Here is a 24,991-nt window from a genome sequence, read left to right as displayed (position 1 = left end):
ACTATCGATGGAATTCGATAACACGAAAACGGTAATCGCGTTCGGGGTCCTGCTCACCCTCATAATTGGTGGGACGATGATGAGTCCGACGAGCAAAAGTACAGTCATGATGGTGAGCGTCGGCCTCGTCGTGTTTGGAGTCTTTACGCTCTTCCTCGAGGTCAAACACGGTGAGTATCGAGCAAACCATACTTAGGTCTGCATTTGAGATGAGACAACGGCCGAGTTAATAATATAGGGCAAAGTATTTATTAGGTATTGGCAGAAAATGGGTGTTTTATAGCAGTCGATTTAATAAATGTGTAGTGGCTAGGGGAGAGTGATGACCTCCCCCGACGACGATTCCCACAACAGGAGTGGTGAGCCACCGGATCGCGCCCACGAACACGAAGAAGGGTCCCACGAGCATAGTCACACGCATGACCACGACCACAGTGATCACGAACACGCCCAACACACAGAACAGGGCGTCGACGACGTTTCTCCACCCATAGACCAAGGGGACGTTGCACAATTCGCGGTCCCGGAGATGGATTGTCCATCCTGTGCAGGAAAGGTAGAGAACAGCGTCGAAAAACTGGACGGAATCCGCAGCGTCGACCCGCAAGTGACGAAAGGGACGCTGACCGTTTCATACGACGGCGAACAAACGAGTGCCACCGCGATTGCTAATCGGGTCGAAAAGGCCGGGTACACCGTGGAGGACACCGGCGAAGTGTCCTCGAAATTCACGGTTCCGGAAATGGATTGCCCGTCGTGTGCTGGCAAAATCGAGAACGCTCTCGAGAGGGTCGAGGGAATTACAACATTCGAAACCCAGCCGACGACCGGAACCGTCGTCGTCACGTACGATTCTTCGAGGACTGGAGAAGCCGATATCATCGGCGCTATCGAACGTGCCGGGTACAAGGTTACAGACACGTCGAGCGACGAATCAGGACGGCAGGACCCGACTGAGGAACGCGAGAGCATCTGGACGAGTCCACGAGCACTCAAGACGTGGATCAGCGGTGGATTCGTCGCTCTCGGCTTGCTCTTCGAGTTCTTCCTGACCGGGCAGAATGTACAGCTTGCAAGCCTTCTCGGAACGGAGCTGCTCGTCGCCGACGTACTGTTCCTCGTTGCCGTCGCGTCCGGTGGTCAGGAGATCTTCCGCAACGGCTACTACTCCGCTCGGAATCTGAACCTCGATATCGACTTCCTGATGTCGGTGGCTATCCTCGGAGCACTCGTTGCGAGCCTCGCCTTCGGTGAGGCGCTCTACTTCGAGGCGGCCACCCTCGCGTTCCTGTTCAGTATCGCCGAGCTGCTGGAGCGGTACTCGATGGATCGCGCTCGGAACTCGCTCCGGGAGTTGATGGACCTCTCACCGGATGAGGCAACCGTCAAACGGGACGATACCACGGAGACAGTTCCTGTCGACGAGGTCGCTGTCGGCGACGTGGTCGTCGTCAAACCGGGGGAGAAGATCCCGATGGACGGAACCGTCGTCGACGGTGAAAGCGCCGTCAATCAGGCACCCATCACAGGCGAAAGCGTACCCGTCGACAAGACGATGGGAGATGAGGTATACGCCGGCACGATCAACGAAGAGGGCTATCTTGAGGTAGAGGTTACCTCTGAAGCCGGTGATAACACGCTCTCGCGAATCGTGGAGATGGTCGAGGATGCCCAGTCGAACAAGACCGAGCGCGAGCAATTCGTCGAACGCTTCTCAACGTACTACACGCCAGTCGTCGTTGCCTTCGCCATTTTGACGACGGTGGGAAGCCCGTACGTTCTCGGCACGACCTGGCCCACGGCCGTCGTCTACGGGTTGACGTTACTGGTACTGGCCTGCCCGTGTGCGTTCGTCATCTCGACACCCGTGTCCGTCGTGTCGGGAATTACGAGCGCCGCGAAGAACGGCGTCCTGATCAAGGGCGGCAACCACCTCGAAGCGATGGGGGCCGTCGACGTCGTCGCCTTCGACAAAACGGGGACGCTCACGAAAGGTGAGCTCACCGTCACTGACGTCGTTCCATTAAACGAAAATTCGGAGGAAGACGTCCTCCGGTGTGCCCGCGGGCTCGAACAACGGAGCGAACATCCCATCGGCGAGGCGATCGTCGCTGAGGCCGGCAGCATGGGAGTCGCCGAGCGCGAGATCGATGATTTCGAGAGCATCACCGGCAAGGGCGTCCGGGCCGACCTCGACGGGACGCCCCACTTCGCTGGCAAGCCGGGGCTGTTCGAGGAGCTGGGATTCGACCTATCACACGTCCACGCGACCACTGACGGCGGTGTCGTCACCCAGACAGCTCGGCAGATATGCGACCGGAACAACTGCCTCGACCTTCTCGACGAGACCGTTCCCGAACTCCAAGCAGAAGGGAAGACCGTTGTCCTCGTTGGAACCGAAGACGAACTCGAAGGCGTCATCGCAGTCGCCGACGAGATCCGACCCGAAGCGAAGCGAACAGTGACGCGACTCAAGCAACTCGGCGTCTCCCGAACGGTGATGCTGACGGGTGACAATGAGCGGACTGCCCGCGCGATCGCCGAACAGGTCGGCGTCGACGAGTACCAGGCCGAATTACTCCCCGAGGACAAGGTGACGGCGATCGAGGAGCTCGTCGAGGAGTACGACGGCGTTGCGATGGTCGGTGACGGCATCAACGACGCACCGGCGCTCGCCACCGCCACAGTCGGCGTGGCGATGGGGGCTGCCGGGACTGATACCGCATTGGAGACCGCCGACATCGCCTTGATGGGTGATGACCTCGCAAAGCTCCCGTACCTCTACGAACTCGCACACGATGCGAACGGGGTCATCCGACAGAACATCTGGTCGAGTCTCGCTGTCAAAGCCGGGCTGGCAGTCGCAGTCCCGTTCGGATACGTCCCGATCTGGCTCGCCGTCCTCGCTGGCGATGCCGGAATGACGACGGCCGTCACCGGGAACGCGATGCGACTCTCTCGAATCACGCCGGAGACAGACACCGAAACCAGCGCTTCGGAGGGGTAAGATGGGTGCAGAGAATGAGGGAAACGCAACATCCCATACGGAGGCAGATCAGCAACGATACCCGTTCGGACTCTCGTCTCCGCAGTTTGCCGTCCTCGTTGTGCTCATTGGGCTCATCGGGCCCGGTTTGTTGGTATACACCTTCGAACAGGCGAACCTCTCTGCAGTTGCTGACCTCGTGTGGATCGTCGGCTATGGCACAACCGTATTTGTGGTTTGGTTCATCTGGCTTCGTCCGCTCGATTTCGCGGGCTCCTCCGCCCAAGATACATCACTCTCCGAAGAATCGGAGCGGTCCAAACCAGAACCGGAGGGAGCCGATGAGGAGATTACCTCTTCGGATAGCACTGAATCAACGGCGCAGGATTCGATGGTGACGAGTGAAGACGGGGCCCAGGAATCTACCCAGGAACAACCGGAATCCTCAGATTCGAAATAGAACCCCCTCTAATGTGAACTTATGACCCTTCACGAGCATACTGATGAGGAGACCGCAGAGCACAACCTCCCGTCTAAATCAAGTGGCAGTACGCGTCGGCTTGCGCTCGTCGCGGTCGTCAATTTCTTTGGATTCGTCATCGAACTGGCTGGTGGACTCCTGTTCGGGTCGGTCGCGCTTATCAGCGACGCACTCCACATGCTGTTCGATATGCTGGCGTACGCGATGGCGTTCGGCGCGAGCTACACCGCCGAACGGTTCGAGGGTGGCGAGGCGTGGTCGTACGGTCTCCACCGACTGGAGCCGGTTGCGGCCTTCCTGAACGGCGTCTTGCTCCTTCCAATGGTCGGATACATCGTCTGGGAGTCCTACCAGCGGTTCCTTGAGCCAGTGGCGATCAATCCCGAGTTGACGCTGATCATCGCTACGGGTGGCCTGCTGGTAAACATCGGCTCCGTGTACGTGTTGCAGGGTGGTGAGATGAGTCTCAACGAGCGCGGGGCGTTCTACCACCTGCTCGGTGACGCCGGTGGCTCTGTTGCGGTAATCGTCTCGACCGCCGCCGTCGCAGTGTTCGATCTCCCCATCGCAGACCCTGTGGCGGCCGTACTCATTGGGCTGCTGGTGCTCGCGTCGGCCGGGAACGTCCTCCGGGAAAGCACCTCGATCCTGTTGGAACGGAGCCCGGTGTCGTCCGAAGAACTCCGGGATGAATTGACGACACTCGATGGCGTCGACCAGATTGAGGATCTCCACGTCTGGCAAGTCTGTAGTCAACTCACCGTCGCAACCGTCCGACTGACAGATACGTCGACCACACTCGAGGAGCAACGGAGAATCCAGTCACGGGTTCACGACTATCTCACGAATCGAGGAATCGACCACGCAACCGTGGAGCTCGTCGGGCGTACCGATCCCGATACTGACCCTGTCGGTACGACGAATCACTCCCACTAACGATGTCCCACACAGCACCCGATCAAATGTTCGAGGTGTTGGACGAGACGAACGAGAACCTCATTGCGATTCGCGTCGGGAAGGGCACGCGAACAGGCTATCAAGAGCTGTACTCACTCCTCGTCGAAAAGAGCGATAAGCACGGGTACATCCACGTGTACGAGGAAGTTCCGAACTGGACGTTCAGGGCGTTTCTCACACACCTCCACGGGGTGGTTCCCGATCTCCGGTACGGCCCTGAGTTCGATATCGACCGGTACGCCGCAGTCGGCGATACACGATGGGCAAAACTCCTGTTCGACTGGTGGTATGCAATCCGACCGATCTGGCCAGTCGCCCCCAACGAAATGCGATATTTCGACATCAAGAAACGCGAGCGAGCTCTCGACTGGCTTCGAGAGGAAATTTAGTTACGAATACGATCAACTCCGCCGACGACAATGAGGAGTGTAGAGACAAGCGTCAGTCCAAGTTGTGGTTCCCGGAACCAGAATGGCGTTGACGGAACGACTGCCCGAAGCCCGACCAGCAGTAGTGAGAGAACCGGCACGCCGGCGTCAGGGCTGTCGACGCTGCTTCCGTTAGTCGTGTACTTCGGGGCTCCGACAGACTCACCGTAGGGCAGTCGGTCGGCTTCGTATGGGATACGCTCTGTTCGAACGCTCCAGACGACAGTCCCGGATTCGTCGACCTCTACGAGTCGCCGGTTGAGCGTGTCGGTGATAAGCGTGTTTCCGTTCGGGAGGCGATCCGCATCCCGGGGCCAATCGAGCTCGACACCCGCTGCCCGATCAAGAGCCCACGCTGGCTCCCATTTACCGCCCTCCGTTCGATGCAGTTCCACGACTCGGTCGTTCTCGCTGTCGGCAACGAGGACGGCACCATCCCCGAGCCACTGGGGGTTGTGCTGGTGGTTGAGCACGTCGGGGTCACCGCATCGAATATCGCCATCATTGTCATAGTCGTTCAACTGGCCGGATTTCCGGCAATTGGCATCGTTCGAATCGGTCGTATCCTCATTGATAACCTCAACGACGCCCTCGCCGCGCTCGATAACGAGTAGCTGGTTGGCATTCCGTACTGAGACGAGATAGCGCCCAGAGCCGATGACGTCCACGTCGTTGATGTGCAGCCAGTCGGTCGTCGTCGGATCTTGTGGGGCGTCGTAGAACGAACTCGCATTCCACTGCCACGTGACTTCGCCGTTCTTGACAGTAAAGATACGCTCGTACTCCATATCGGTGACCAAGTATTCTCCCGATTCGAGTCGTTCGACATCGTGGACTTCGCTGTTCTTGTTCGTTCGCACCGGGAAGCTATACTCCGAAACCACCTGCAGGTCTTTCCCGGGGTCAATGACTCGGAATCCCGTTCGGGTACAGGGAGACTCGTACGGTCCGCACGAAGCGTACCCGCTGTCCATGAACCCGGCTAACACTGTTCCGTTCTCCGTTTGTGTGACGTCAAAATAGCTATCAGCACTCGATTCACGCCAGGTAGTGTTCGTCCCGTTGAGAAGATAGACGCTGCCGTATTCGTGCCAGCCTGGGCCACCCCCCTGAGACCCGACCAAGGTTCGGGACGTCTGGTCTGTCTCCGAAGCCGTCCCAATCGCAGGGGCGAGCATTGCACTGCTAACAAGCGTGAGAACGAACAGAACAACGCCGAAAAGGATTAGGTAGCTACCCCGACGGAGATCAGGAACGGCAACATTCGGAACGGGGTTCATTTCTGGATATACAGCGAGTACATGATGACCGCGAGGCCAAGGGCGACGAACAGGCTGTTGATGAGCACGCCGAGGGCCAATCCGACAGAAAAGAACTGGTTGGCCACGCCAGTTAGAATTGCCCCGAGTGTGATGATACCGAACCCGACACCAAGGACACGTAGCGAATCCGCACCCGTACGTCGATAGGCTTTAAATGCAATATAGGTAATCCCGCCACCGAGAAGCAGGATTACGAACTTGACGACTGCAATCGCCGTGATGACGCCGTTCATACTTCGTCCCCCATCATCGACCAGATATCTGCAAGCCGTTCGTCTGTAGATTTCGGCGGCCGATCGACGCTCACCGAAAACGTACCTGTGTCGTCCATAGAGATCGTGACGTCCTCGAACGACCGCTCGTAGTAGGTAACCCGTCCACCTCCGGGGTTGATCGTCTCCTGTTCTCGAACGAGGGAAGCGGAACTGAGGAGTTCTAATTTTCGATACAGCGTCGACTTGGGGATGTCACATGCGTCGAGGAGTTCGTTCGCAGTCATTGGTTCGATAGTTTCCTGGAGAATAGCCCGACACGCGGGATCATCCAGCGCATCAAGGACATCCTGTACCTCCGGAGTGTCCTCGGACGACACTGAATCATCTCCCATTATTCGATAATACGTGGTCCTCGGGATATGGTGTCCGATTGCTGGAGAGGCATCCCATTGGTCCCACGAACTCAGTCGGGATCGTGGTTCCAGAGTCATGACGGTCGATCCATCGAAAGAGGGGAGACATGGTGACACAATTATGAATCGTGCTGAATTTCGAGTCGTTGTTCGCCTGCGTCTGTGATCTCGTAGAGACCCCTCCCCAGTGGAACAATACAGCCCTCACTATGGAGGTGAGCACACGTTTGGTCAATGGTGATCGGGTGTCCATCGACGGCGTTAGTGATCTCCATCACATGGCACGGTGACTCATCAACGAGCAGCTCCAATATCTCGACCTCGGTCTGTATTGAGAACTCGCTCATGGTAAATATCGTATCATGACCCACTCAGTAGCTGGATTTCGCCCGGCAGGGGCTATCCGGTCAGTCATACTGCGCGTACACCTCGAGAAGCTCTTGGTATCGATTTCGGATCGTGACTCGACTGACGTGGGCGACCTCACTCACCGTCTCCTGTGTGAGCTGTTCGTTCGTGAGGTGGGTCGCAGCATACAGAGCGGCAGCCGCCAACCCGGCTGGACTCTTTCCACTGTGGACGGCATTATCTGTAGCTACCTCAAGCAGTTCTCGAGAGCGCCGTTCTGCTTCGTCGCTCACGTCGAGCGATGACGCGAATTGTGGAATATATTGCATGGGATCCTCCGGCTCGATCTCCAGCCCAAGTTCTCGGGACAGATATCGGTACGCTCGCTGGATCCGGATTTTCTCGACACGGCTGACATCGGCGAACTCCGTCAGCGGCCGTGGCATTCCGTGCTGTCGAGCAGCCGCATACAACGACGCCGTCGACATACCCTCGATCGAGCGACCGGGGAGCAGGTTCTGCTCCACAGCACGCCGGTACAGGACGCCTGCAGTTTCCCGAACCGATTCAGGAAGTCCCAGAGCGGACGCCATGCGGCTGATCTCCCCGAGCGCTTGCTTGAGATTCCGCTCGTGAGCATCCTTCGTACGGAACCGCTCGTCCCACGTCCGGAGGCGCTGTAATTGAGCACGTTTGCGACCAGAGACAGCCTGTCCGTAGGCATCCTTGTCCTGCCAGCCGATAGTCGTACTCAGACCCTTATCGTGCATCAGCTGCGTCGTCGGAGCCCCGACCCGACTCTTTTCATCGCGTTCCTCTGAAGTGAACGCACGCCACTCAGGACCGTGGTCGATTGGATTATCTTCAAAAACCAACCCACAGCTTTCGCAGGTCGCCTCACCGCTGTCGCTAGTCCGTGTAATATGACCCTGACACTCGGGACAGATGTTGTCGTTGGCAGACTTCACCTCGCGGTCGCGTTCATCTATTGACCGTTCCTGGGTATGTTCTTGAGCCATCATACTATTGGCATATAGGGGTTTTCCCTACAAACCGTGTGTCTTCTTAACAGTATCATGAGACGGCTCCTCAATGAATAGCAGGCGGTGTCCCACTCGCTGGGAATCCGGCTTAACACTTTGTCTCCAAGACATCAACTCGTCACACCGCAAGTCAACGTCCCTACCCAATATTATGTCTCAAGCCCGACTCCGCAGGCACGATATACGAACCGCGATTTCAAGGATTCCGGTCGAGTACAGGCATATCGCCAGTTTGACGCTACTAGTGACGTATATTGTGATGCTTCTTGGAGCCTACACCAGTGCAATCGGTGCTGGACTTTCCTGTCCCGATTGGCCGACCTGCTACGGGACGTGGGTCCCCTTCCTTCAACCCGAGATCATTGCTAACTCGCCATACTCTGCACTCCAAATCTTCGCTGAGTGGGCTCACCGTGGACTGGCGATGACGGCCGGGGTTCTGATCGTCGGCACGACCCTTGGAGCGTGGGTGACACACCGTAATACCCCGATTGTCAAATGGTCGGCCACGGCCGCTCTCGTCCTCCTTCCGTTACAGGTTATCCTCGGAGGATTGACCGTCACGGAAGATCTCCAACCGACCATCGTGACGACGCATCTGGGCGTGGCAATTCTCATTCTCCTCTGTCTCCTGACGACCTGCCTCGTCGCATATCTCCGCCGCTGATGACCCCTTGCGTATAACACAATGCCACAGATACCGACGATTCAGCTCACTATGAGAGCAGAACACGGAGCCTATGAAATCTACACTTGGAGTAGTGATCACGAATGACTGCCCATACCTGCCCGATCTGTACAGATCAATTCGAAACAGCTGGAGCAGCGCGTGACCACACATGGAACGTTCACAGCGCCTGCCATTATTGTGGCGAACAACTCGGTGACGAGACTGACGAGCAGCTCTACAGACACTGGCTCGTCGCGCACCCCGACGACCTCTCAGGTGTGGATTACAAACGGGCTGAGACAGCCGTTGATTCACTCACGTTCTCAGAGCGGCTCTCCGAGGGAGGTGTTGGAGCTGCTGTCGGAGGACTAACCCGCCGACAGCTTCTCCTCGGCGGTGGTGGTGCCGCCACTGCCGGTCTCGTGATCGGCGCCACCGCTCTCTCTAACAATACGAGCACTGAGCCGGATGACGGCGCGACTGCTGGAGGTGATACGGGTGCCGTTACCACTGCCCCGATTCCCGACTCGCCTGGAGACTTCCGCTATGCGACGATGGGGTCTGCTGATGCCGATGTCATGGTCACATACTTCGGGAGCTGGAAGTGTCCGTACTGCGCCCAGTTCAGTACGGAGATGCTTTCACAACTCGTGACGGACTACGTGGAACCAGGAACAATTGCGCTCGAGTTCCGCAATCTGGCATATATCGGTGGCGACCCATTTTTGGGCCCCGATGCACCGGCAGCCGGTCAGGCCGGATTAGCCGTCTGGAACACCGACCCAGCCTCATACTGGGCGTTTCACGAATACGTGTTCGGGAATCAACCACCCGAGAGCGACCAGTGGGCGACCGCCGAGAGATTGGTCGAGTTTGCTCAGGCCGCAGGCGTCTCCGAGACAGCGTCGGTCCGCACGGCCATCCAAGAAAATCAGTATGACGACGCGCTGCGGGCGACTGACAGGGCTGCGAGCGATGTCGGTGTCGATGCCACACCCACGCTCCTCATCGATGGCATGACGGTCAATCCACTCGGAAACGAAGAGCGAGTAAGACAGCTGATCGAAGATGCAGCTGGATCAAACTGAGTCATGGATGTCCGACGGACGATTCTGGCTTGCAGGCGGGGCAGGCGTCGCGGCGATTGCAACCCTGGGAAGCCTCTGGTTCAGTCTCGGCCTCGGTCTCGTTCCGTGTACCCTCTGCTGGTACCAACGTATCCTCATGTATCCGCTTGTCGTCGTTCTCGGCGTTGCCGCCCTCGAGAGCCACAACACAATCTGGCGAACAGTCGTGCCACTATCCGTGGTGGGAGCTTCAATCGCGGGATATCACTCCGTACTCCAAGCAACGACGGCCTCATGCACCTTTGCTGGCCCCTGTGCAGTTGTCCAGTGGCAGGCTCCGGTGCTCGGACTTACAATTCCGAATCTCTCACTCATCGCGTTCGTGCTCGTGATAATTACAGTCCTCGCTGGATCCAACCTCGTCGAACCTGAACGTCAGCTATGAACAAAATCACTACCGCGGGATGTCTTGGAATGAATAGCGCCGGAATCGACCTATCGAAGCCAGCTTGTAGGGTGGAGCCCTACGCTCACATCTGATTAATGTCGTCGATATCTCGTTTCCGGTCTGTCGCCTCGGCGATTGGTCTCACGTATGGATCATACGTCGCGGGGGCTATCGTAATCCTTGCCGTCGCGACGGTAGTCGGGTTGTTCGGAGTCGACCTCGCGTCGCGCCCAGCCCTCAGACTGGTTGTGAGCACGTTCTTCCTCCAAGGAGTGACGTTTGGGGGCATCGCCATCCTTTATCTCAAAGGCCGTGATCTCGGATTGGGATTCGTTCCAGTTCGTTCACCTGACAAGCGTGATGGAGCAGTGATTGTTGGCGGGAGTATAGCGATCCTGGGGTTGCTCTTTGTGGCGTCCTCAGTAATCACAGCCCTCGGTCTGAACTCGGCTCAGAATCAGATCGTCGAGGTCGGGCGACAAAATCCGAGTGTATTCCTTCTTCTGATCCCCCTTCAATTCCTGTTAGTCGGCCCGGGAGAAGAGCTGTTGTTCCGGGGCCTCGTACAGGGCACCCTCCGTGAAAGTCTCCATCCGGCTCGTGCAATCATCCTCGCAAGCGCTCTGTTCGCATCGATCCATCTCTTCTCGTTGTCAGGGGAAGGCAAACTGGTGTACATCGGTATCGCATTCGTCCTGGCCTTAGTACTGGGAGCAGCGTACGAGTATACGGACAACCTCACAGTGCCGGCTGTGATTCACGGGACGTATAACGCGGTGCAGTTTGCAGGGGCCTATCTGACGGCGACGGGCGGACTCTAAAAATCTGACCACTTTGTCGTCTCAATTTCAGACTCCTAACGGCGAACAAGTATAAATAAAAAGCCGCCATCTCCATTCGCCTTTTGCCGAACATATCCACGCACTGTCCCGTGAATTGGGACACCGCAGTCGCCCTATGTTTAGGCCAACCAAAATGCCGAGTGTATCATGACCACACGTTTCGGCGCACCCGGAACCGGACTGTCCCGGCGTGAGTTTCTCGCGGCAACTGGCGCGACGGGTATCGCTTCGTTAGCAGGCTGTTCGGCGGGCGGAGCTAACGAGCCAGCAGCAACGAGCGATACGGCCACGCAGACACAAACTGACTCGCCTAATCTCCCCTACACCAGCCCTCCAACAGTCGTCAACGTCGACGAGCAGGGTGGTGGAGTGACGATGCGGACTCAACAGGCCCGCCACGCCGTCCACCCGCTCGATACAATGGGTGGGCCCGTCGAATTCCCACGCGTCTGGGCGTTCCAGGCCGACGACAACGACCCCAGCGTCCCAGGCCCAATTCTCAGAACGACCGAGGGTAACGCGATGGAGGTGACACTCGACAACACCGATGGCCGACGTCCCCACACGATTCACTTCCACGGAATTCGCAAGACGTGGGAGAACGACGGCGTCCCGACGACGACCGGGATTCAGGTCCCGCCAGGGGAGACACACACCTACGAGATTCCCGCTAACGTCCCTGGAACGCATTTCTACCATTGCCACTTCCAGACCCACCGGCATATCGACATGGGCATGTACGGGATCTACCGAGTTGATCCCGAAGGCTACGAACCGGCGGACCGCGAATACTTCATGACGATCAAGGACTGGGATTCGCGGGTTCCGCGGAAGTGGGCCGGTGAGGCGGACTTCACATACAATTCGGCCAGTCGCAATCCGGACGTGTTCACCGTCAACGGGAAGAGCGCACCCCGAACGCTGCACCCCGAAGAAGGCTCACCGATCATCGTCGACGAGGGCGACTCAGTTCGCATCCACCTCGTCAACGGTGGATACATGTCGCACCCGATGCATATCCATAACCACCGCTTCCAGCGTGTCGAAAAGGACGGCGGGACGATTCCAGAGGCTGCCCGCCACGACATGGACGTCACGAACGTCGCCCCCGCTGAACGACACACGATCGAATTTACTGCCGATGCAGACCCCGGCATCTACCTGATGCACTGCCACAAGGTCAACCACGTGATGAACGGCACGTTCTATCCCGGCGGGATGCTCACCGGCGTGGTCTATCGGTCCGTCATGGATACTGACATTTTCAACCAACTTATGGAGTACGCTGGCTACTCCACGTAGAGACCCTCTACACCACGACCAGGACAGGATCTAACTGAACGATAGGGGTTACCCAACCCAGGTGGACTCCTGTTGGTTCGACATCACCCCGCTAAAACAGCCGTCGCTAGGACTGCGAACCGGTCATCGAAATAATCTGAATCAACACAGCTGGGGGCTAGCATGGACCGCAACACAGCGGATTCCGGCTACTGGGTCGGCCTATTATGCACTGGCGCGGAACTCGCCATGTTTCATTCCCAGGAAGAACGCGATGACCGAGAAGATAATCATCGAGGGCAGAACCATCATAAAGACCGTCGAGGAGGTCATCACGGTCGTGAGCGCAATCGCCGCGACGGCGACAATTACGACAAGGGGGGCCACCGAGCGCACAAAGTCGAATTCCATATGTACAGTTGTGACCGGATAGACAAAACCGTTAACAAAGTAGATTTGCTGGAAGCCGGTATTGACACGGTGCGAGCGGAAGCCCACCCTTTCACAGTCATTGCCGGAGTCGATTATCTAACATGTTCGACGCCCACTCACGCCGATTCTGAAAGCCGTGCACCCGGTGCACGGAGTTCCTCGATTCCATCGCTGAGTTTGCCAGCACTAATCGCAGCCAAATCAGCAACTACTGTTCAGCCATAGGACGACGTCAAGACAGAGTAGGAGGTAAAAGAGAGGACTACTCATATTGGGAGATGATCTCCAAGATATCGACAAACGTCGCCAATACCGGATAATCAACCTCCAGACCCTCATAGAGATATGAACAGAGGTCAGTGTAGGCATCCACGTCTGCCGACCGATCGATTCGATGAGCGTGGATTTCCTCCTGCCGTTGCTGGATCCAACTCTTACATTCATCATTCAACGTATGAAGCGTCTCGTATCGGTCGGTTAGTTCAATATCTGAGTTCCCCTGTAATTTCGTAGAATCAAGTTCTGCTATCGCCTCTCGAATCTCTTGAACTGTAGATTGCACGTCTTTGAGGGTAGTGAATTCATCCTGGAGGCTCTCCAGAAAGACTCGGCGGTTGTCAATACACTGCTGTGCGGCCTCGAGGAGCCGTTGTTTGATGAGCGGTGAGAACGTAGTCGCTTCTGAGATCAGGAGCAACACATCGGCCCCGAATTCGGCACTGAGGCTCGCCTCGAACGAATCACCGTACACGTCGCCGTAGTGGTCGACCGCCATCACAGTATCATGATACCACGGCTCGATGGTATTACGGACCGACTTCTCTTCGGATGTAAGGTTCTGATCCACTCCAACAACGGACCGTTCGAACCGAGGAGTCTGTGTGTCGACGGTCTGGATACGCTGGCGAAACCGTTGGAAGGCTTGACATTCGCGCTCAACCTCACGTCGTTCTCGTAGAACACTATCGAGGGCAGCATCCGTGTATGTCGGCCACGGGCCTTGTGCGAGTGTCATCGACAGCGTATGTCTCCATACTGTCGGTCCGAAGCACAGTCAATGTCGGCCATATGGTGTACAAGCGATTCCGGAGCGCACAGCTCGCAGTATACGCGGCCGCCTACCCGGAGAACGAGCTGTACGAGACGCTGCCTTGATCAACGATGGTCTGGCTTTCGGGGACGTCTCCGTCCGGCGGCATACTCCCCTCCGCGGGACCGCCGGGTTCGCCAACGACGATCCGACCGACCATCCCCAGAGTCTTGTGCGGGATACAGAAGTAATCGTACGTCCCCGTGGTCTCGAACGTGTGCTCGAACGTTGCGCCCTGTTCACTCAGCGTTTCGCTATTGAACGTTTCTGCGCTTTCGGGAATCCGGGTAACTGATGCTGAGCTCGTTCCCTCTTTGTAGGCGGTTGCCGAGTGACTGCCGCTCTGGATTTCGAATGTCACAGTTTCCCCGGATTCGATGAACAGACCAATGGGATCGAAATAATACTCGCTCCCGTCAGTGACCATCATAACAGTATTCGAGTCTCCAGACCCACCAGCTGTCTCCTGCGTTTCAGTCGTGGTCGGCTCACCGCCACCGTCTCCGTTCCCCGAACTACTGCATCCAGCGAGACCAGTTACGCCACCTGTTGCGAGAATTCCGGCTGTCTTGAGAACCTGTCGACGCTCCATACCACATTATCAAAGACCCCAACATAAGGGGAAACGGCGGATTCCCACTGAATAGGACACCGACCAGACCTGAAGTACTGAAGCTCCAAGTTGAAGCTGCTCCGTTGGTGTAGCTCGGCCAACCATCTCGGCATCTCACGTCGAGGACCGAGGTTCAAATCCTCGACGGAGCATCCCCGATCTGATCCACTGCCCTACCCATAACCCTCACAGATGGCTACCGCACAACAAGGGACTGAGGAACACATTTTGACCCGCTATGCCTCCGTAGAGATCGGTACAATCACCAGTCCGTGTCTGATTGTTCTTGCCACCGCAACGGTTGTATACAACTGGCCACCGGCTGTACTCGGCTGGTTTGTATCCGGCCTACTCGGACTTCTCATCGCAGTAGTATCCGGCCGGACGTCAGCAATCAGGCCCAGTCTCATCAAATGGCCCCGGGCTGAGTCAAGAGGCGATTTAGCGGTGAATGCGATTGCATACAACGGCGTCTTGATTATTGGCACCGTACTTGGACAGATCGTGTGGACAGCATCGAATAGTCTCCTACTCGCTGCAGGGGTTGGAGCCGTTCTTCCGGTCTGGTTCTTCAAGCATATACAGTTCCTCGTATTTCTGGACGGCGAGTGAATTCACCGTGCCGATCGTACTTTCGGAGGGGGATATTTCCACAGCCAGCAGGATCTAACGACAGTCAAGCCCAGGATATCAGAGGTAAATCAGTCAGGTAGAAGTGCCTCTCTGTCCAAGACAGAATAATGTCACCGGAAGAGCGTCACCCACGTGGAGATCCCTCCCGTGGACAGACCACTCGAATCGGGTCTGTTCGGCCACTCTCTGTACTTCTTGCCGCAATTGTTACGCTCACTCAGGTTCCCGTCGCGTCCGCCCACGGTACAACCGGAAGCGGTGGACTCTCGCAAGGACACGGTGTACTTCTTGCTTTCGTTGGTGCCGTTATTCTCGGCGGCTTCATCCTTCTCAAACGGACCGATCGCATCACCTCAACAACCGCCCTTTACGGCGTATTTGTCGGGATCTCCATCACGGCACTCGGAGCAATTCTCTTCGAAGGGCTCTCCCCAGATCCGACATATACTGCGAGTTCGATGCCGTTCCCCCGGTCGTGGTATCAGCCGTTGGCCCTACTGAGTGGCTTGGGCATCATGGTCGCGAGCTTCATCGTTGGGTGGCTCCGCTGGCCATCCCGCCCACGATACACGTTCCTCGGCATCCTCATGGGATTGTGGATCTCGTACCCCTACCTCATTCCTGGACTGGCAAGTGATACACACCCACTAGGGTACGCAATCGTCCTCGGAACACCAATTCTAGTCGGCTACGTTGTCTGGAAGGACGCAGGGAGTGTCATTCGCGCAGTCATGCGTGATCCGGTTGCGCGTCGCTTCGGCATCGGCGTCGGTGTCGTGTTAGCACTCTTTTTCGTCTCTATAACAGGATACCTCTCGTTTTTCCCCGAGGAGGGCTTCCCCGAAGAGGTGACGGTCGTCGTTCTACCCGCAATCTATCAGCTAGTATCGTGGCCGACGCTCGAAATCGCGATTCCGCATCTCCCGTTCATACATATCCCGTTCTTCCTAGCCCTGTCACCCGGCCAGGTCATCGTCGTCGGGATGCTAAGCGCACTCATCGGGTTAAACGCCGCTCTCATCGCCCGTCACTGGCGCGTCGAGGAACGAGCCGGCATGACCGAAGGGACCGCCGGAAGCGCTGCAATCGTCGGGACGTGTACCTGTGGATGCTGTGGGCCACTCGTCGCGAAGATCGCGGTACTTGCTGCCGGGCCATCGATTGCCGCCCCTCTCTACTGGGTGTTCGTCGATTCGGCCTCGCCGCTCAGTGCAGTATTCATCGTTGGAAGCTTCGTCCTCTTCACGGGGAGCCTAATCTACTCGGTCCAAGCAGCCCGACAGCCCGATCAATCGGCTGCCATCATCCCGGCGGACTGAGGTAAGGTATCTACTGTGATCTCACGGTACCTAGGGGGACAAATGCCTCAATATATGAGGGGAAAACGTCGTCAGTACGTGTTTTTGGAACTGGCAGCGGTACTGATCGTTGTCGGCACCTTCGCAACCGGCTTCCTCCCGTCGACGCCGTTCTACCAAGTCCTCTCCGGAGGCATCATCGTTGCGGGCTTTGCGGTCGGGTACGCGGGGCTCGGTGCCTTTGAATTGCTCGAATGAAGCGATAGGAATCGTCTTCACCCGGTTACAGCAGGTATCTGCCGCTTCGCTGGGTTGGTGCCGCTACTCGTGAAGCAGGTCTCGAAACGAATTCGCTGCGAGGAGACCGCCGGTCGCCACGACCGCACCCATCGCGAACACCGGATTCAGCAACCCCGTCGCTGCGAGTGGCATCGTGACCCCATTATAGAGCAGCGCTAGCCCGTTGTTCTGTTTGACACGCCGACGAGCTGCATCTGCGAGATCGAACGTCGTCTCCACCGCCGCGAGGTCATCATCGACGATAGAAATATCCGCGGCATCGGACGCGAGTGCCGTTCCACCACCGAGCGAGATTCCCAGGTCTGCGGTCGCAAGAGCCGGTGCATCGTTCGTTCCATCACCAACCATTGTAACCTGTCCCCGGGACTGTAACCGCCGGATCGTCGCGGTCTTGCCTGCCGGCGGGACCCCCGCAAACACGTGATCGACGGCAGGATGACTGTCGAGAAAGTCAGTAGCAGCCTCGTCATCACCGGTCAGAACAACGATCTCGATATCACGGTCATTCAGCTGCGTGAGTGTGTCATCCCAACCTGCCCGTGGTTCGTCCCCCACGACGACGACGCCCTCTGCATGACCGTCACGACCGACGACGACCGGAAGGTGACCGGCCGTTCGTGCCTCTGCGGCACGCGTCTCGATCTGCTCGCTCACCGACCACCCAAGTTCCGCGAAGAGATCGAGATTCCCGACGAGAACGCGCGTGTCCTCGACGACTCCTTCGACGCCGGTCGCGTGGCTCGTGAATTCGGTGATGTCCGCTGCGTACTCGTGGTCACTGCCATCGGCAACCCCCCCATCGGCTCTTGAGCGATCGCCCTCCTGATTCCTTTGTGCAAACGTATTCACGATTGCGTCGGCCGCTGGGTGGGATGCTCGCTGTTCGAGGGCCGCGACGGTTTCAAGGAGATCCGACGGTGCATCCACCTCGAGGACATCCATCTGGCCGGTCGTGAGAGTCCCTGTTTTGTCGAAGACGACGACGTCGACGTTCCGAAGGCGCTCGAAGACTGTCTCGTCGAAGATGACGATGCCCCGCTCTACCGCTTGTTCGATACTGGTTGCCACCGAGAGCGGGGTTGCCAGGCCAAGTGCCCACGGACATCCCACTAAGAGAACTACCAGCGCCGTCAGGACGGCGACGGGAATACCAGTCCCCACCAGAAGCGACCCCAATCCAGCGAGTACCGCCCCACCGACGACGACCGGGATGATGACTGACGCGAGCTTATCGGCCTGCCGCTGGACACCGTGATCCCCACTCTGGAGATTCCAGACAGAGGTGACGAGGCGATCGATACTACTGGTTGTCCCATCGCTCACCGTGAGGACAGCAGCCCCATTTGTGACGACCGCCCCGCCGACGACCTCGTCCCCAGCTTGTTTCGATACCGGGAGCGACTCGCCCGTCACGATCGCTTCATCGACCGTGCACTCACTCTCAGCGAGAACACCATCGACTGGGATGCGTTCGCCCTCACGGACGAGAACCCGTTCCCCGGGTTCCAGACTGTGTACGTCGACCATCGTCGTCCCATCGGCGCCATACCGCCTGGCTTCGGTGACGTGGGAGATAGTGAGATTCGTCAGGCGATCCATCGCTCGCTGCTTGCTCAGTGATTCGTAGAAGATGGCGGCCACCACACTCGCGGCAACCACGATCGTGAGGTCGTAGAAAACGTCGAGTCGACCGAGGAGAAAGGCAATCGTGCTGTACACGTAGGCGCTCACCACGGTGATCGCGACGAGAAAGTCCGTATTCGGCTGTCGCATCTTCAGACTGACATACGCACCCTGTAACAGCGGCAGGCCGGTAAACACGAGGACGACACCCGTCAGAACGAGAAAGAGCGGGAGGATCAACAGGCCATCTCCACCGCCGATCCCGGACGTACTCGCGTACATATCGAGCGTCCCCTCACCAAAGAACGACGAGAGCTGCGCCGGATAGAGGAGGACCGCATATGGGAGGAGCATGAACGTCCCGAAAATGACGCCAGCAGCGTAACGGAATCCCAGCACCTCGTCAATCCCTCGTTCATTCGGCTCGTCCGACCGGCGCGACTGTCCGATTATAGTCGGTGTGTCATCGCTCCCTCCAGCACGGAGGGTTGCCGAATAGCCGAGTGTACTCAGGGTATCACAGAGAGTTTCCTTCGAGACGCGATCAGGGTCGTATGTGATACGAACCGTCTCGGTGACGTAGCTTGCTGCCACGTCTACAACACCCTCGCAGTCCTCGGCGACTGATTCAAGAAATGCTTCACACGTCGCACAGTGCATCCCGTCGACCTGAAAGAAAGCTCGTTCCTCAGACCCTAATCGAGGGGTATCCGCATCGCGTTCGCCCGCCCCAGCACCGGACTCGCGCATGGGGTCGTCTGTCGGGTCCATCCGACTGTGGACTCCATCGCCACCGAGTACTCGATGGACGTTTCGACATCCATCACAGCAGAAGACGGTGTCGTTCTCACCCACGACTCTATCGTCAGGGACAGCCCTACCACAAAGCGCGCACGTGGAAGATGAGGATTGAGATGAAGACACAATTGATTACCACCGGCTGACAGCTGACCGAGCACAGCCATGGAACCTCAACGGCGACCTCGGCCGAAGCGCCATTACCGGTGATACAGAGGCATGGGTATTAAGCGCTGTTTGGAGACGAGTGTACTGGTAGATATCCTCGATCCGAAGCTCTGCTTCTGAGTACCAGAGAGAACATATGCCATCCCTCAAAAATAGGGAGCAGACGGATGCACGATCTAACCGGGTTCCAGCGGGACGTCTTGTACGTTATCGCCGGGCTCGAGGAACCACACGGGCTCGCAGTAAAGGCCGAACTCGACGACTACTACGAACAAGAGATCAATCATGGGCGGCTCTATCCAAACCTCGACGACCTCGTCGGCAAAGGCCTCCTGGAGAAAGGTGAACTCGACAAACGGACGAACGTGTACACGGTCACACAACGCGGAGTGCGGGAGATCGAGGCGCGACGTGAGTGGGAAAGCCAGTATTTAGAGGACGTGAACGCACCCACTACGTCGTAGAACCAGGCGAGTAGAACTCAATATCAAAGCGGGACTGCTTTACCCACTTCCCACGAATACGCATTGAGATGGCTCGGCTCGTCTTCTATCATCACCCACAGGCCGAGAATTTCTCACTCAAATATAGCTCGGCATCGGTAGCAGAGATCCGGTCTCAGCAAGAGCAATCCGACGAGTCGACAAAGCTCATCGGGTACCCCTTCGAAGCTCCGGTCTATGTGCTCTATGAAGGCGATTCAGAGATCGAATCAGCGCAAGATATCGACTTTGATCAGGAATGGCTGAGCGATCGTATTCGTGACCTCCCCCGTGCTGGGCAGGTTGTCGCATTCCGATTAGTAGAGTTGCTCGAAGCCGCGGTCGATGTTCGAGATGAGGATGAGTTCCGGCTCTACAAGGAGTTCGAACCACAAAAGATCCAGCAGGCACTCGATCACGTCTCCTGGGAAGCACCGCTTCCGACCGTCGCTGGAGAGGTGATGTCGAATTTGATCCTCCGACATTCCCTCCCGAATGCGAATCATCGAACTGGCATCGCGATGCTGCAGTTCTGTATTGAGAGTGTGGACCCGGATTTTGAGATGCCACGAACGCACGTCGACGACGATTCCTGGCGAGAGTGGGTCGATCCCTATATCGTCGATTCCAAACGGCTCATTACTGTCCGCCGGAACAACCTCCGTTTCAAGCAACTCGAAGAGCTGGACGTCGACCTCGTCGAACGGAAAGATGGGATCCAAATCCGGTTAGCCGAGTTCGAGCTGGATATGCACTGGCGAGAAGCCCTCACAGAGTATGCTGGGCAGCACGAATCCCACTGTACGGACTTCGCGCAGGCAGTTCTCGAACGAGCAGGACGGGACGATCTACTTGACCGTCAAGGACCAACGAAACAAGAGTTCATCACGTATCTGGAGAACGGACTGGTCGAACGAGACTTCAGAGAAATGTTTTGATCAGTCGCGAAGCTCGGCGACCGACTGACCGACCTCACGGACGTGTTCACTCCGCTCGAGGTCAAGTTCCTCGGCGAGGTAGTCAACCGTCTCTTCGAGGCTCATATCGGAATGAAGTCCGTCTAACGGTATAAACCTAGTGCTGGCGCAACAATGTCGCCCATCAGAGGAAGCGTCTGTGTATACCAAACTTCGCACCCCTCGGGATAACTGTGGAATCGGTGACCGCATAGCGATACCCACCGAAATCACGCAGTATCGCTATTTGCTGTCCATCAACCGAACTCAAGTCAACTGCCCCGCGCACGGTGGCGCGGGGCTTGTCAGTGAACTCGGCCTTTACCGACCGTGGTTAGTCGGACGGGACAAATCCCCGATTCGGCGTCACTACTCCTGACTTCAGGGCGAGTTGACTGTCACCCGTCCGCCGCGACGACTGTAGGCCGCGACGGACGTACCGCCATCCAACATTCTTCGCACCCACGTAATCTGCATTCTGAGTTGCACCGCACGACTCACACTCAAACTCCGCCTGTCGCACTCGGTTCCCGTCGCTCGTGTGACCACATTCAGGACACCGCCGACTCGTATTCTTCGGGTCTACAAACTCGACGCTAATCCCTTCAGCTTCAGCCTTGTACTCCACGAGGTCAACGAGCTGCCGGTGCGCCCACTGGTGGAATTCTTTGACCGGCGGCGCACGTTCCCTAATGTGTTTCAGGTTCTCGAACGCGATGTACTCGCAGTCGTGTGTTCGTGCTTCTTCGAGAATCTGGTTCGCAACTTGATGGAGTTGGTCACGAAGATACCGTGATTCTCTACCCCCCATCTGCTGAATCGTCCGATGGGCGGATTGTGTCCCAGTCCGCTGGAGGTTGCCACGAATCCGCTCGAACTCTCGATGCTGGTGTCGAAGTTCTCTCCCCGATGCGAAGTATGCCGTGCTAGTGGTGGCGATGTTGACGATGCCGAGGTCAACGCCGAGAACTGTCCTGTCCTCGTCGTCATCCTGTATTTCGACCTGTTTTTCGGGTTTGTCTTTGCGGAACCCGAGGTGGAGGTAGTAGTCGCCATCACGCTTTGACAGCGTAGACTCTGTCACTTCCCACTCGTCATCGGTGAGGTATTCGTGTTGATACCCGTCGTCTTCGTCGGGGAGATTCAGGTCACACCGAATCCGGCCATCGACAGTGGAGAGCGAAACAGACCCGTCATCGAACAGCGTCATCGTCCGGGTGTCGTATTTCACCGTGTTACTGGTGAACTCTGGTTGAGACGTTTTGTAGTGTTCGTCAAGGTCTTCGATTGCTTCGACACCATCGAGTGCGGCTGCGGCTTGGTGGGTGGCGAGAATTGCGTGTTGGCTCCCGAGACGTGTTTCCTCCAACGCAGTGTTGTAGGCGAGGTCTTGGAGGTAGGTTTTCCGCGTTTCACCGTGTTCCCATCCGATGCGACTACTGATGTTACAGGCATCTTTCCACTCGCTGATGGTGGCGTCGAGCAAGTCCTGTTGCTCGTGGGTGAGGATGGGGCGGGTGATTGCGGTGCGTCTCAGGTAGTCGTCTGCCACGGGTTTCAATAGATAGCAGAGGTACTTAATATTCCGTGGTTTGTGGCAGCGAGTGTCGGCTTCCTCCCCGCCCACGGTACGCCGGGGAATCCGCCTCGCTACCTAGTTTGAAAGAAGCTCCGAAGCGTTCGGGAGCGGTTCAGTCTGCAGGTTGTGCGTCAGTCGCTGGTGTCCCGCCCGGAAGCTCGGGAATGGACAAGTCCACACGGCGGAGCAGCTGAGCGTTGATGGCAACGATGACCGTACTCAACGACATCAGGAGCGCACCCACAGCGGGGGAGAGCAGAATCCCAATCGGTGCCAACACGCCTGCTGCGAGCGGAATCGCGAAGACGTTGTAGCCGGCCGCCCAGACGATGTTCTCCTGCATCTTCCGGTAGCTCGCCTTACTGAGTTTCACGAGCCGAACGACGTCCATCGGGTTGTTCTGCACGAGAATGACGTCGGCCGACTGGACGGCGACGTCGGTGCCGCTCCCGATCGCGATGCCGACATCGGCCCGCGTCAGTGCCGGCGCGTCGTTCACACCGTCGCCGACCATCCCCACGAGTTTGCCCTGGTCCTGGAGTTCCTGGACTTTCTTGTCCTTGTCTTCGGGGAGGACCTCCGCGAACACCGTGTCGATGCCCAGTTCGTCGGCGACAGCGTTGGCGACGTCCTGGGAGTCCCCAGTCAGCATCGCCACCTCGATGCCCAGATCGTGGAGGGCGTCGACGACGCGGAAACTCTCCTCGCGGATCACGTCGGCCATCGCGAAGGCGGCGATCAGCTCTCCGTCACGAACGAGATACACCACAGTCTGGGCGTTCTGACCGGCCTCGTCAGCGAAGTGCTGGAGATGGTCGGGAATTTCGCTATCGAGTTGGGCCAACAGGTTCGGGCCACCGACGTACACCTCGTTTCCGTCGACATTCGCCCGGACACCCTTGCCTTTAATCGCCTCGAAGGCTGTCGCGTCAGGAGTAGTTACATCTCGCTCGTCGGCGGCCTCACGGATCGCTCGGGCGATCATGTGTTCGGAGTCACTCTCGACGGCTGCCGCCAGCCCGAGCGCGTCGTCCTCGTCAACGCCGTCGACGGTCGCCATATCCACGACGCCGTGTTCACCCTCAGTAAGCGTCCCTGTCTTGTCGAAGATGATGGCATCCAAGTTCCGCGCGTCCTCCATCGCAATTCGGTCGCGGACGAGCATCCCGTTGCGCGCTGCAAGTGAGGTGTTGATCGCGACGACCAGCGGGATGGCGAGCCCGAGGGCGTGTGGGCAGGCGATGACGAGCACCGTCACGACTCGCTCGATGACCGTCGCGTCGAACGAGACTGCGACCGTCCACGCAATCGCGGTCACGACTGCCGCCCCGAGCGCGACGTAGAACAGCCAGCCGGCCGCCCGGTCGGCCAACACTTGCGTCTTGGACTTGCTCTGTTGAGCTTCCTCGACGAGGCGCATGATGCCCGCGAGTGTTGTCTCCTCGCCCGTCGCACCGACGCGAACACGGAGACTCCCGTCGCCGTTGATGGTGCCGCCGATGACCTCGTCGCCAGGCTCTTTCGAGACGGGCTTGGACTCGCCGGTGATCATCGACTCGTTGACGTCGGAGTCACCCTCCTCGACGGTGCCGTCAGCAGGGACACTCGCGCCCGGCCGGACGAGCACGAGATCGCCTTCCGAGAGCTCACTGACGGGAACTTCTTCGGTCTCCCCGTCGTCGGTGATACGCTCGGCGGTGTCTGGCATCAGTTTCGCCAGTTCGTCGAGCGCGCTGGAGGCCCGCCGGACCGACCGCATCTCGATCCAGTGGCCCAGCAGCATGATGTCGATCAGCGTGACGAGCTCCCAGAAGAACGCCGACTGCGTCGGGAAGACCACGCTCGCGAGGCTGTAGACGAACGCGACGGTGATCGCCATCGAGATGAGCGTCATCATCCCCGGCGACCGATCTTTCAGCTCCGGTACCGCCATCTGGAGGAACGGCATCCCACCGTACGCGAAGACGATGACCGCGAAGACGGGGTTGATCCACTCGCTGCCCGGGAACGCGGGGACGGAGAACCCGAGCCACTCCTGCAGCATTTCGCTGTATAGCAGGACTGGGATCGACAGGAGCGTCGAGACGAAGAAGCGCCGGCGGAACATCTGCTCGTGGCCCTTGTGCATCCCGCCATGCCCCTCACCGTGGCCCTCATGGGAACCGTGGTCGTGTCCTTCGCCCTCGTGTCCAGCGTGCTCGTGCTGCTCGTCGAGCACTGTCTCACTCTCCGCAGCAGGGTGTGCCTCTTCTTCCAGTAGGTCCTGTTCTACCCGCTGCTCGTCCGACTCGGCGTCCGATTCATCCTGCTCGCCGTGTTCGTGCTGGTGACTGCTGTCGTCCTGCTGGTGTTCCCCTCCAGGGAGATTCTCATTTGTATCTTTGTGGTCGTCCATAGCCCATATTCTCTGTAGAGGTGGATCCGCTGGCCCCCTGAATCTTCCCCACTGAACTGTACAGCAGGACCAGCGTAGCGAAGCTTCAAAGACAACGGTTGGCCGTTGTCTCGGAGTGGTCCG

At 57.8% G+C, this 24,991-nt stretch carries 26 protein-coding genes and 1 tRNA gene; 16 read left to right on the top strand and 11 right to left on the bottom strand.

The window, feature by feature from the left end:
- Positions 1–7: 7 nt before the first annotated feature.
- The 5 genes from ACQE3M_RS13955 to ACQE3M_RS13935 all read left to right on the top strand — a co-directional run bounded on the left by ACQE3M_RS13955 (position 8) and on the right by ACQE3M_RS13935 (position 4,813).
- Positions 8–196, top strand: a complete 189-nt coding sequence (locus tag ACQE3M_RS13955) for a DUF7333 family protein (RefSeq protein ID WP_004594557.1) — start codon at positions 8–10, stop codon at positions 194–196.
- A 126-nt stretch (positions 197–322) separates the two neighbouring features.
- Positions 323–3,007, top strand: coding sequence for a heavy metal translocating P-type ATPase (locus tag ACQE3M_RS13950; protein WP_004594558.1), 2,685 nt, complete (start codon positions 323–325; stop codon positions 3,005–3,007).
- A 1-nt stretch (position 3,008) separates the two neighbouring features.
- Positions 3,009–3,446: a hypothetical protein gene (locus ACQE3M_RS13945; protein ID WP_004594559.1), complete on the top strand. Its 438-nt coding sequence runs from the start codon at positions 3,009–3,011 to the stop codon at positions 3,444–3,446.
- Positions 3,447–3,467: 21 nt separating this feature from the next.
- Positions 3,468–4,403: a cation diffusion facilitator family transporter gene (locus ACQE3M_RS13940; protein ID WP_004594560.1), complete on the top strand. Its 936-nt coding sequence runs from the start codon at positions 3,468–3,470 to the stop codon at positions 4,401–4,403.
- Positions 4,404–4,429: 26 nt separating this feature from the next.
- Positions 4,430–4,813, top strand: coding sequence for a SpoIIAA family protein (locus ACQE3M_RS13935; protein WP_004594561.1), 384 nt, complete (start codon positions 4,430–4,432; stop codon positions 4,811–4,813).
- On the opposite strand, the gene ACQE3M_RS13930 is transcribed toward ACQE3M_RS13935, so the two are convergent.
- From ACQE3M_RS13930 to ACQE3M_RS13910, 5 genes are all read right to left on the bottom strand, one after another.
- Positions 4,810–6,132 (bottom strand): arylsulfotransferase family protein, encoded by a 1,323-nt coding sequence (locus tag ACQE3M_RS13930; RefSeq protein ID WP_004594562.1) that lies wholly within the window; start codon positions 6,130–6,132, stop codon positions 4,810–4,812. The two genes, ACQE3M_RS13935 and ACQE3M_RS13930, sit on opposite strands and share 4 nt — an antisense overlap.
- Positions 6,129–6,407, bottom strand: coding sequence for a DUF7521 family protein (locus ACQE3M_RS13925; protein WP_004594563.1), 279 nt, complete (start codon positions 6,405–6,407; stop codon positions 6,129–6,131). Before ACQE3M_RS13925 ends, ACQE3M_RS13930 begins: the two co-directional genes overlap by 4 nt.
- A complete protein-coding gene (locus tag ACQE3M_RS13920) occupies positions 6,404–6,781 on the bottom strand; it encodes a winged helix-turn-helix domain-containing protein (RefSeq protein WP_004594564.1) in 378 nt (125 codons plus the stop codon). Before ACQE3M_RS13920 ends, ACQE3M_RS13925 begins: the two co-directional genes overlap by 4 nt.
- Positions 6,782–6,921: 140 nt before the next feature.
- Positions 6,922–7,149, bottom strand: a complete 228-nt coding sequence (locus tag ACQE3M_RS13915; RefSeq protein ID WP_004594565.1) for a hypothetical protein — start codon at positions 7,147–7,149, stop codon at positions 6,922–6,924.
- Positions 7,150–7,209: 60 nt separating this feature from the next.
- On the bottom strand, positions 7,210–8,172 hold the full coding sequence (locus ACQE3M_RS13910) for a transcription initiation factor IIB (protein ID WP_004594566.1): 963 nt from the start codon (positions 8,170–8,172) through the stop codon (positions 7,210–7,212).
- A 70-nt stretch (positions 8,173–8,242) separates the two neighbouring features.
- On the opposite strand from ACQE3M_RS13910, the gene ACQE3M_RS13905 reads away from it, so the two are divergent.
- The 5 genes from ACQE3M_RS13905 (at position 8,243) to ACQE3M_RS13885 (ending at position 12,522) form a co-directional block, all read left to right on the top strand.
- Complete coding sequence (locus ACQE3M_RS13905; protein WP_011222430.1) at positions 8,243–8,860, top strand: COX15/CtaA family protein; 618 nt, start codon at positions 8,243–8,245, stop codon at positions 8,858–8,860.
- 104 nt (positions 8,861–8,964) lie between these two features.
- Positions 8,965–9,951 (top strand): thioredoxin domain-containing protein, encoded by a 987-nt coding sequence (locus ACQE3M_RS13900; RefSeq protein WP_004594568.1) that lies wholly within the window; start codon positions 8,965–8,967, stop codon positions 9,949–9,951.
- A 7-nt stretch (positions 9,952–9,958) separates the two neighbouring features.
- The gene (locus tag ACQE3M_RS13895) at positions 9,959–10,375 is read left to right on the top strand and encodes a disulfide bond formation protein B (protein WP_049909643.1); all 417 of its coding nucleotides are present in this window, start codon (positions 9,959–9,961) and stop codon (positions 10,373–10,375) included.
- A gap of 98 nt (positions 10,376–10,473) precedes the next feature.
- A complete protein-coding gene (locus ACQE3M_RS13890) occupies positions 10,474–11,199 on the top strand; it encodes a CPBP family intramembrane glutamic endopeptidase (protein WP_004594570.1) in 726 nt (241 codons plus the stop codon).
- Between the two features lie 168 nt (positions 11,200–11,367).
- Entirely contained in the window at positions 11,368–12,522 is a 1,155-nt protein-coding gene (locus ACQE3M_RS13885; RefSeq protein ID WP_004594571.1) for a multicopper oxidase domain-containing protein, read from the top strand.
- A 204-nt stretch (positions 12,523–12,726) separates the two neighbouring features.
- On the opposite strand, the gene ACQE3M_RS13880 is transcribed toward ACQE3M_RS13885, so the two are convergent.
- From ACQE3M_RS13880 to ACQE3M_RS13870, 3 genes are all read right to left on the bottom strand, one after another.
- Positions 12,727–12,912 (bottom strand): DUF7333 family protein, encoded by a 186-nt coding sequence (locus ACQE3M_RS13880; RefSeq protein WP_011222429.1) that lies wholly within the window; start codon positions 12,910–12,912, stop codon positions 12,727–12,729.
- A gap of 283 nt (positions 12,913–13,195) precedes the next feature.
- Complete coding sequence (locus ACQE3M_RS13875) at positions 13,196–13,948, bottom strand: DUF7260 family protein (protein ID WP_011222428.1); 753 nt, start codon at positions 13,946–13,948, stop codon at positions 13,196–13,198.
- A gap of 103 nt (positions 13,949–14,051) precedes the next feature.
- The gene (locus ACQE3M_RS13870) at positions 14,052–14,615 is read right to left on the bottom strand and encodes a plastocyanin/azurin family copper-binding protein (RefSeq protein WP_011222427.1); all 564 of its coding nucleotides are present in this window, start codon (positions 14,613–14,615) and stop codon (positions 14,052–14,054) included.
- A gap of 98 nt (positions 14,616–14,713) precedes the next feature.
- On the opposite strand from ACQE3M_RS13870, the gene ACQE3M_RS13865 reads away from it, so the two are divergent.
- The 4 genes from ACQE3M_RS13865 (at position 14,714) to ACQE3M_RS13850 (ending at position 16,825) form a co-directional block, all read left to right on the top strand.
- A tRNA-Glu gene (locus ACQE3M_RS13865) sits at positions 14,714–14,788 on the top strand.
- 40 nt (positions 14,789–14,828) lie between these two features.
- Positions 14,829–15,248: a hypothetical protein gene (locus ACQE3M_RS13860; protein WP_011222426.1), complete on the top strand. Its 420-nt coding sequence runs from the start codon at positions 14,829–14,831 to the stop codon at positions 15,246–15,248.
- A gap of 128 nt (positions 15,249–15,376) precedes the next feature.
- Complete coding sequence (locus ACQE3M_RS13855; protein ID WP_011222425.1) at positions 15,377–16,588, top strand: hypothetical protein; 1,212 nt, start codon at positions 15,377–15,379, stop codon at positions 16,586–16,588.
- A 54-nt stretch (positions 16,589–16,642) separates the two neighbouring features.
- The gene (locus tag ACQE3M_RS13850) at positions 16,643–16,825 is read left to right on the top strand and encodes a hypothetical protein (RefSeq protein ID WP_225935282.1); all 183 of its coding nucleotides are present in this window, start codon (positions 16,643–16,645) and stop codon (positions 16,823–16,825) included.
- Between the two features lie 63 nt (positions 16,826–16,888).
- Here ACQE3M_RS13850 and ACQE3M_RS13845 read toward each other — a convergent pair whose 3' ends face one another.
- Positions 16,889–19,261, bottom strand: a complete 2,373-nt coding sequence (locus ACQE3M_RS13845; RefSeq protein WP_004594578.1) for a heavy metal translocating P-type ATPase — start codon at positions 19,259–19,261, stop codon at positions 16,889–16,891.
- Between the two features lie 362 nt (positions 19,262–19,623).
- Between ACQE3M_RS13845 and ACQE3M_RS13840 the strand changes: the two genes are divergently transcribed.
- Both ACQE3M_RS13840 and ACQE3M_RS13835 read left to right on the top strand, forming a co-directional pair.
- Complete coding sequence (locus tag ACQE3M_RS13840) at positions 19,624–19,920, top strand: PadR family transcriptional regulator (protein WP_004594579.1); 297 nt, start codon at positions 19,624–19,626, stop codon at positions 19,918–19,920.
- 68 nt (positions 19,921–19,988) lie between these two features.
- Entirely contained in the window at positions 19,989–20,876 is an 888-nt protein-coding gene (locus ACQE3M_RS13835; protein WP_430506197.1) for a DUF8172 family protein, read from the top strand.
- A 352-nt stretch (positions 20,877–21,228) separates the two neighbouring features.
- Here the strand turns inward: ACQE3M_RS13835 and ACQE3M_RS13830 are convergent, their stop codons facing one another.
- Together ACQE3M_RS13830 and ACQE3M_RS13825 are read right to left on the bottom strand one after the other, a co-directional pair.
- Positions 21,229–22,446: an RNA-guided endonuclease InsQ/TnpB family protein gene (locus tag ACQE3M_RS13830; protein WP_430506196.1), complete on the bottom strand. Its 1,218-nt coding sequence runs from the start codon at positions 22,444–22,446 to the stop codon at positions 21,229–21,231.
- A gap of 139 nt (positions 22,447–22,585) precedes the next feature.
- Entirely contained in the window at positions 22,586–24,868 is a 2,283-nt protein-coding gene (locus ACQE3M_RS13825; protein ID WP_430506195.1) for a copper-translocating P-type ATPase, read from the bottom strand.
- Positions 24,869–24,991 lie beyond the last annotated feature (123 nt).

The organism is Halosubterraneus shenae (assembly GCF_050510935.1).
Taxonomy (GTDB): Archaea; Halobacteriota; Halobacteria; order Halobacteriales; family Haloferacaceae; genus JBDGPU01.
This window is presented reverse-complemented; position numbering and strand designations above follow the sequence as displayed.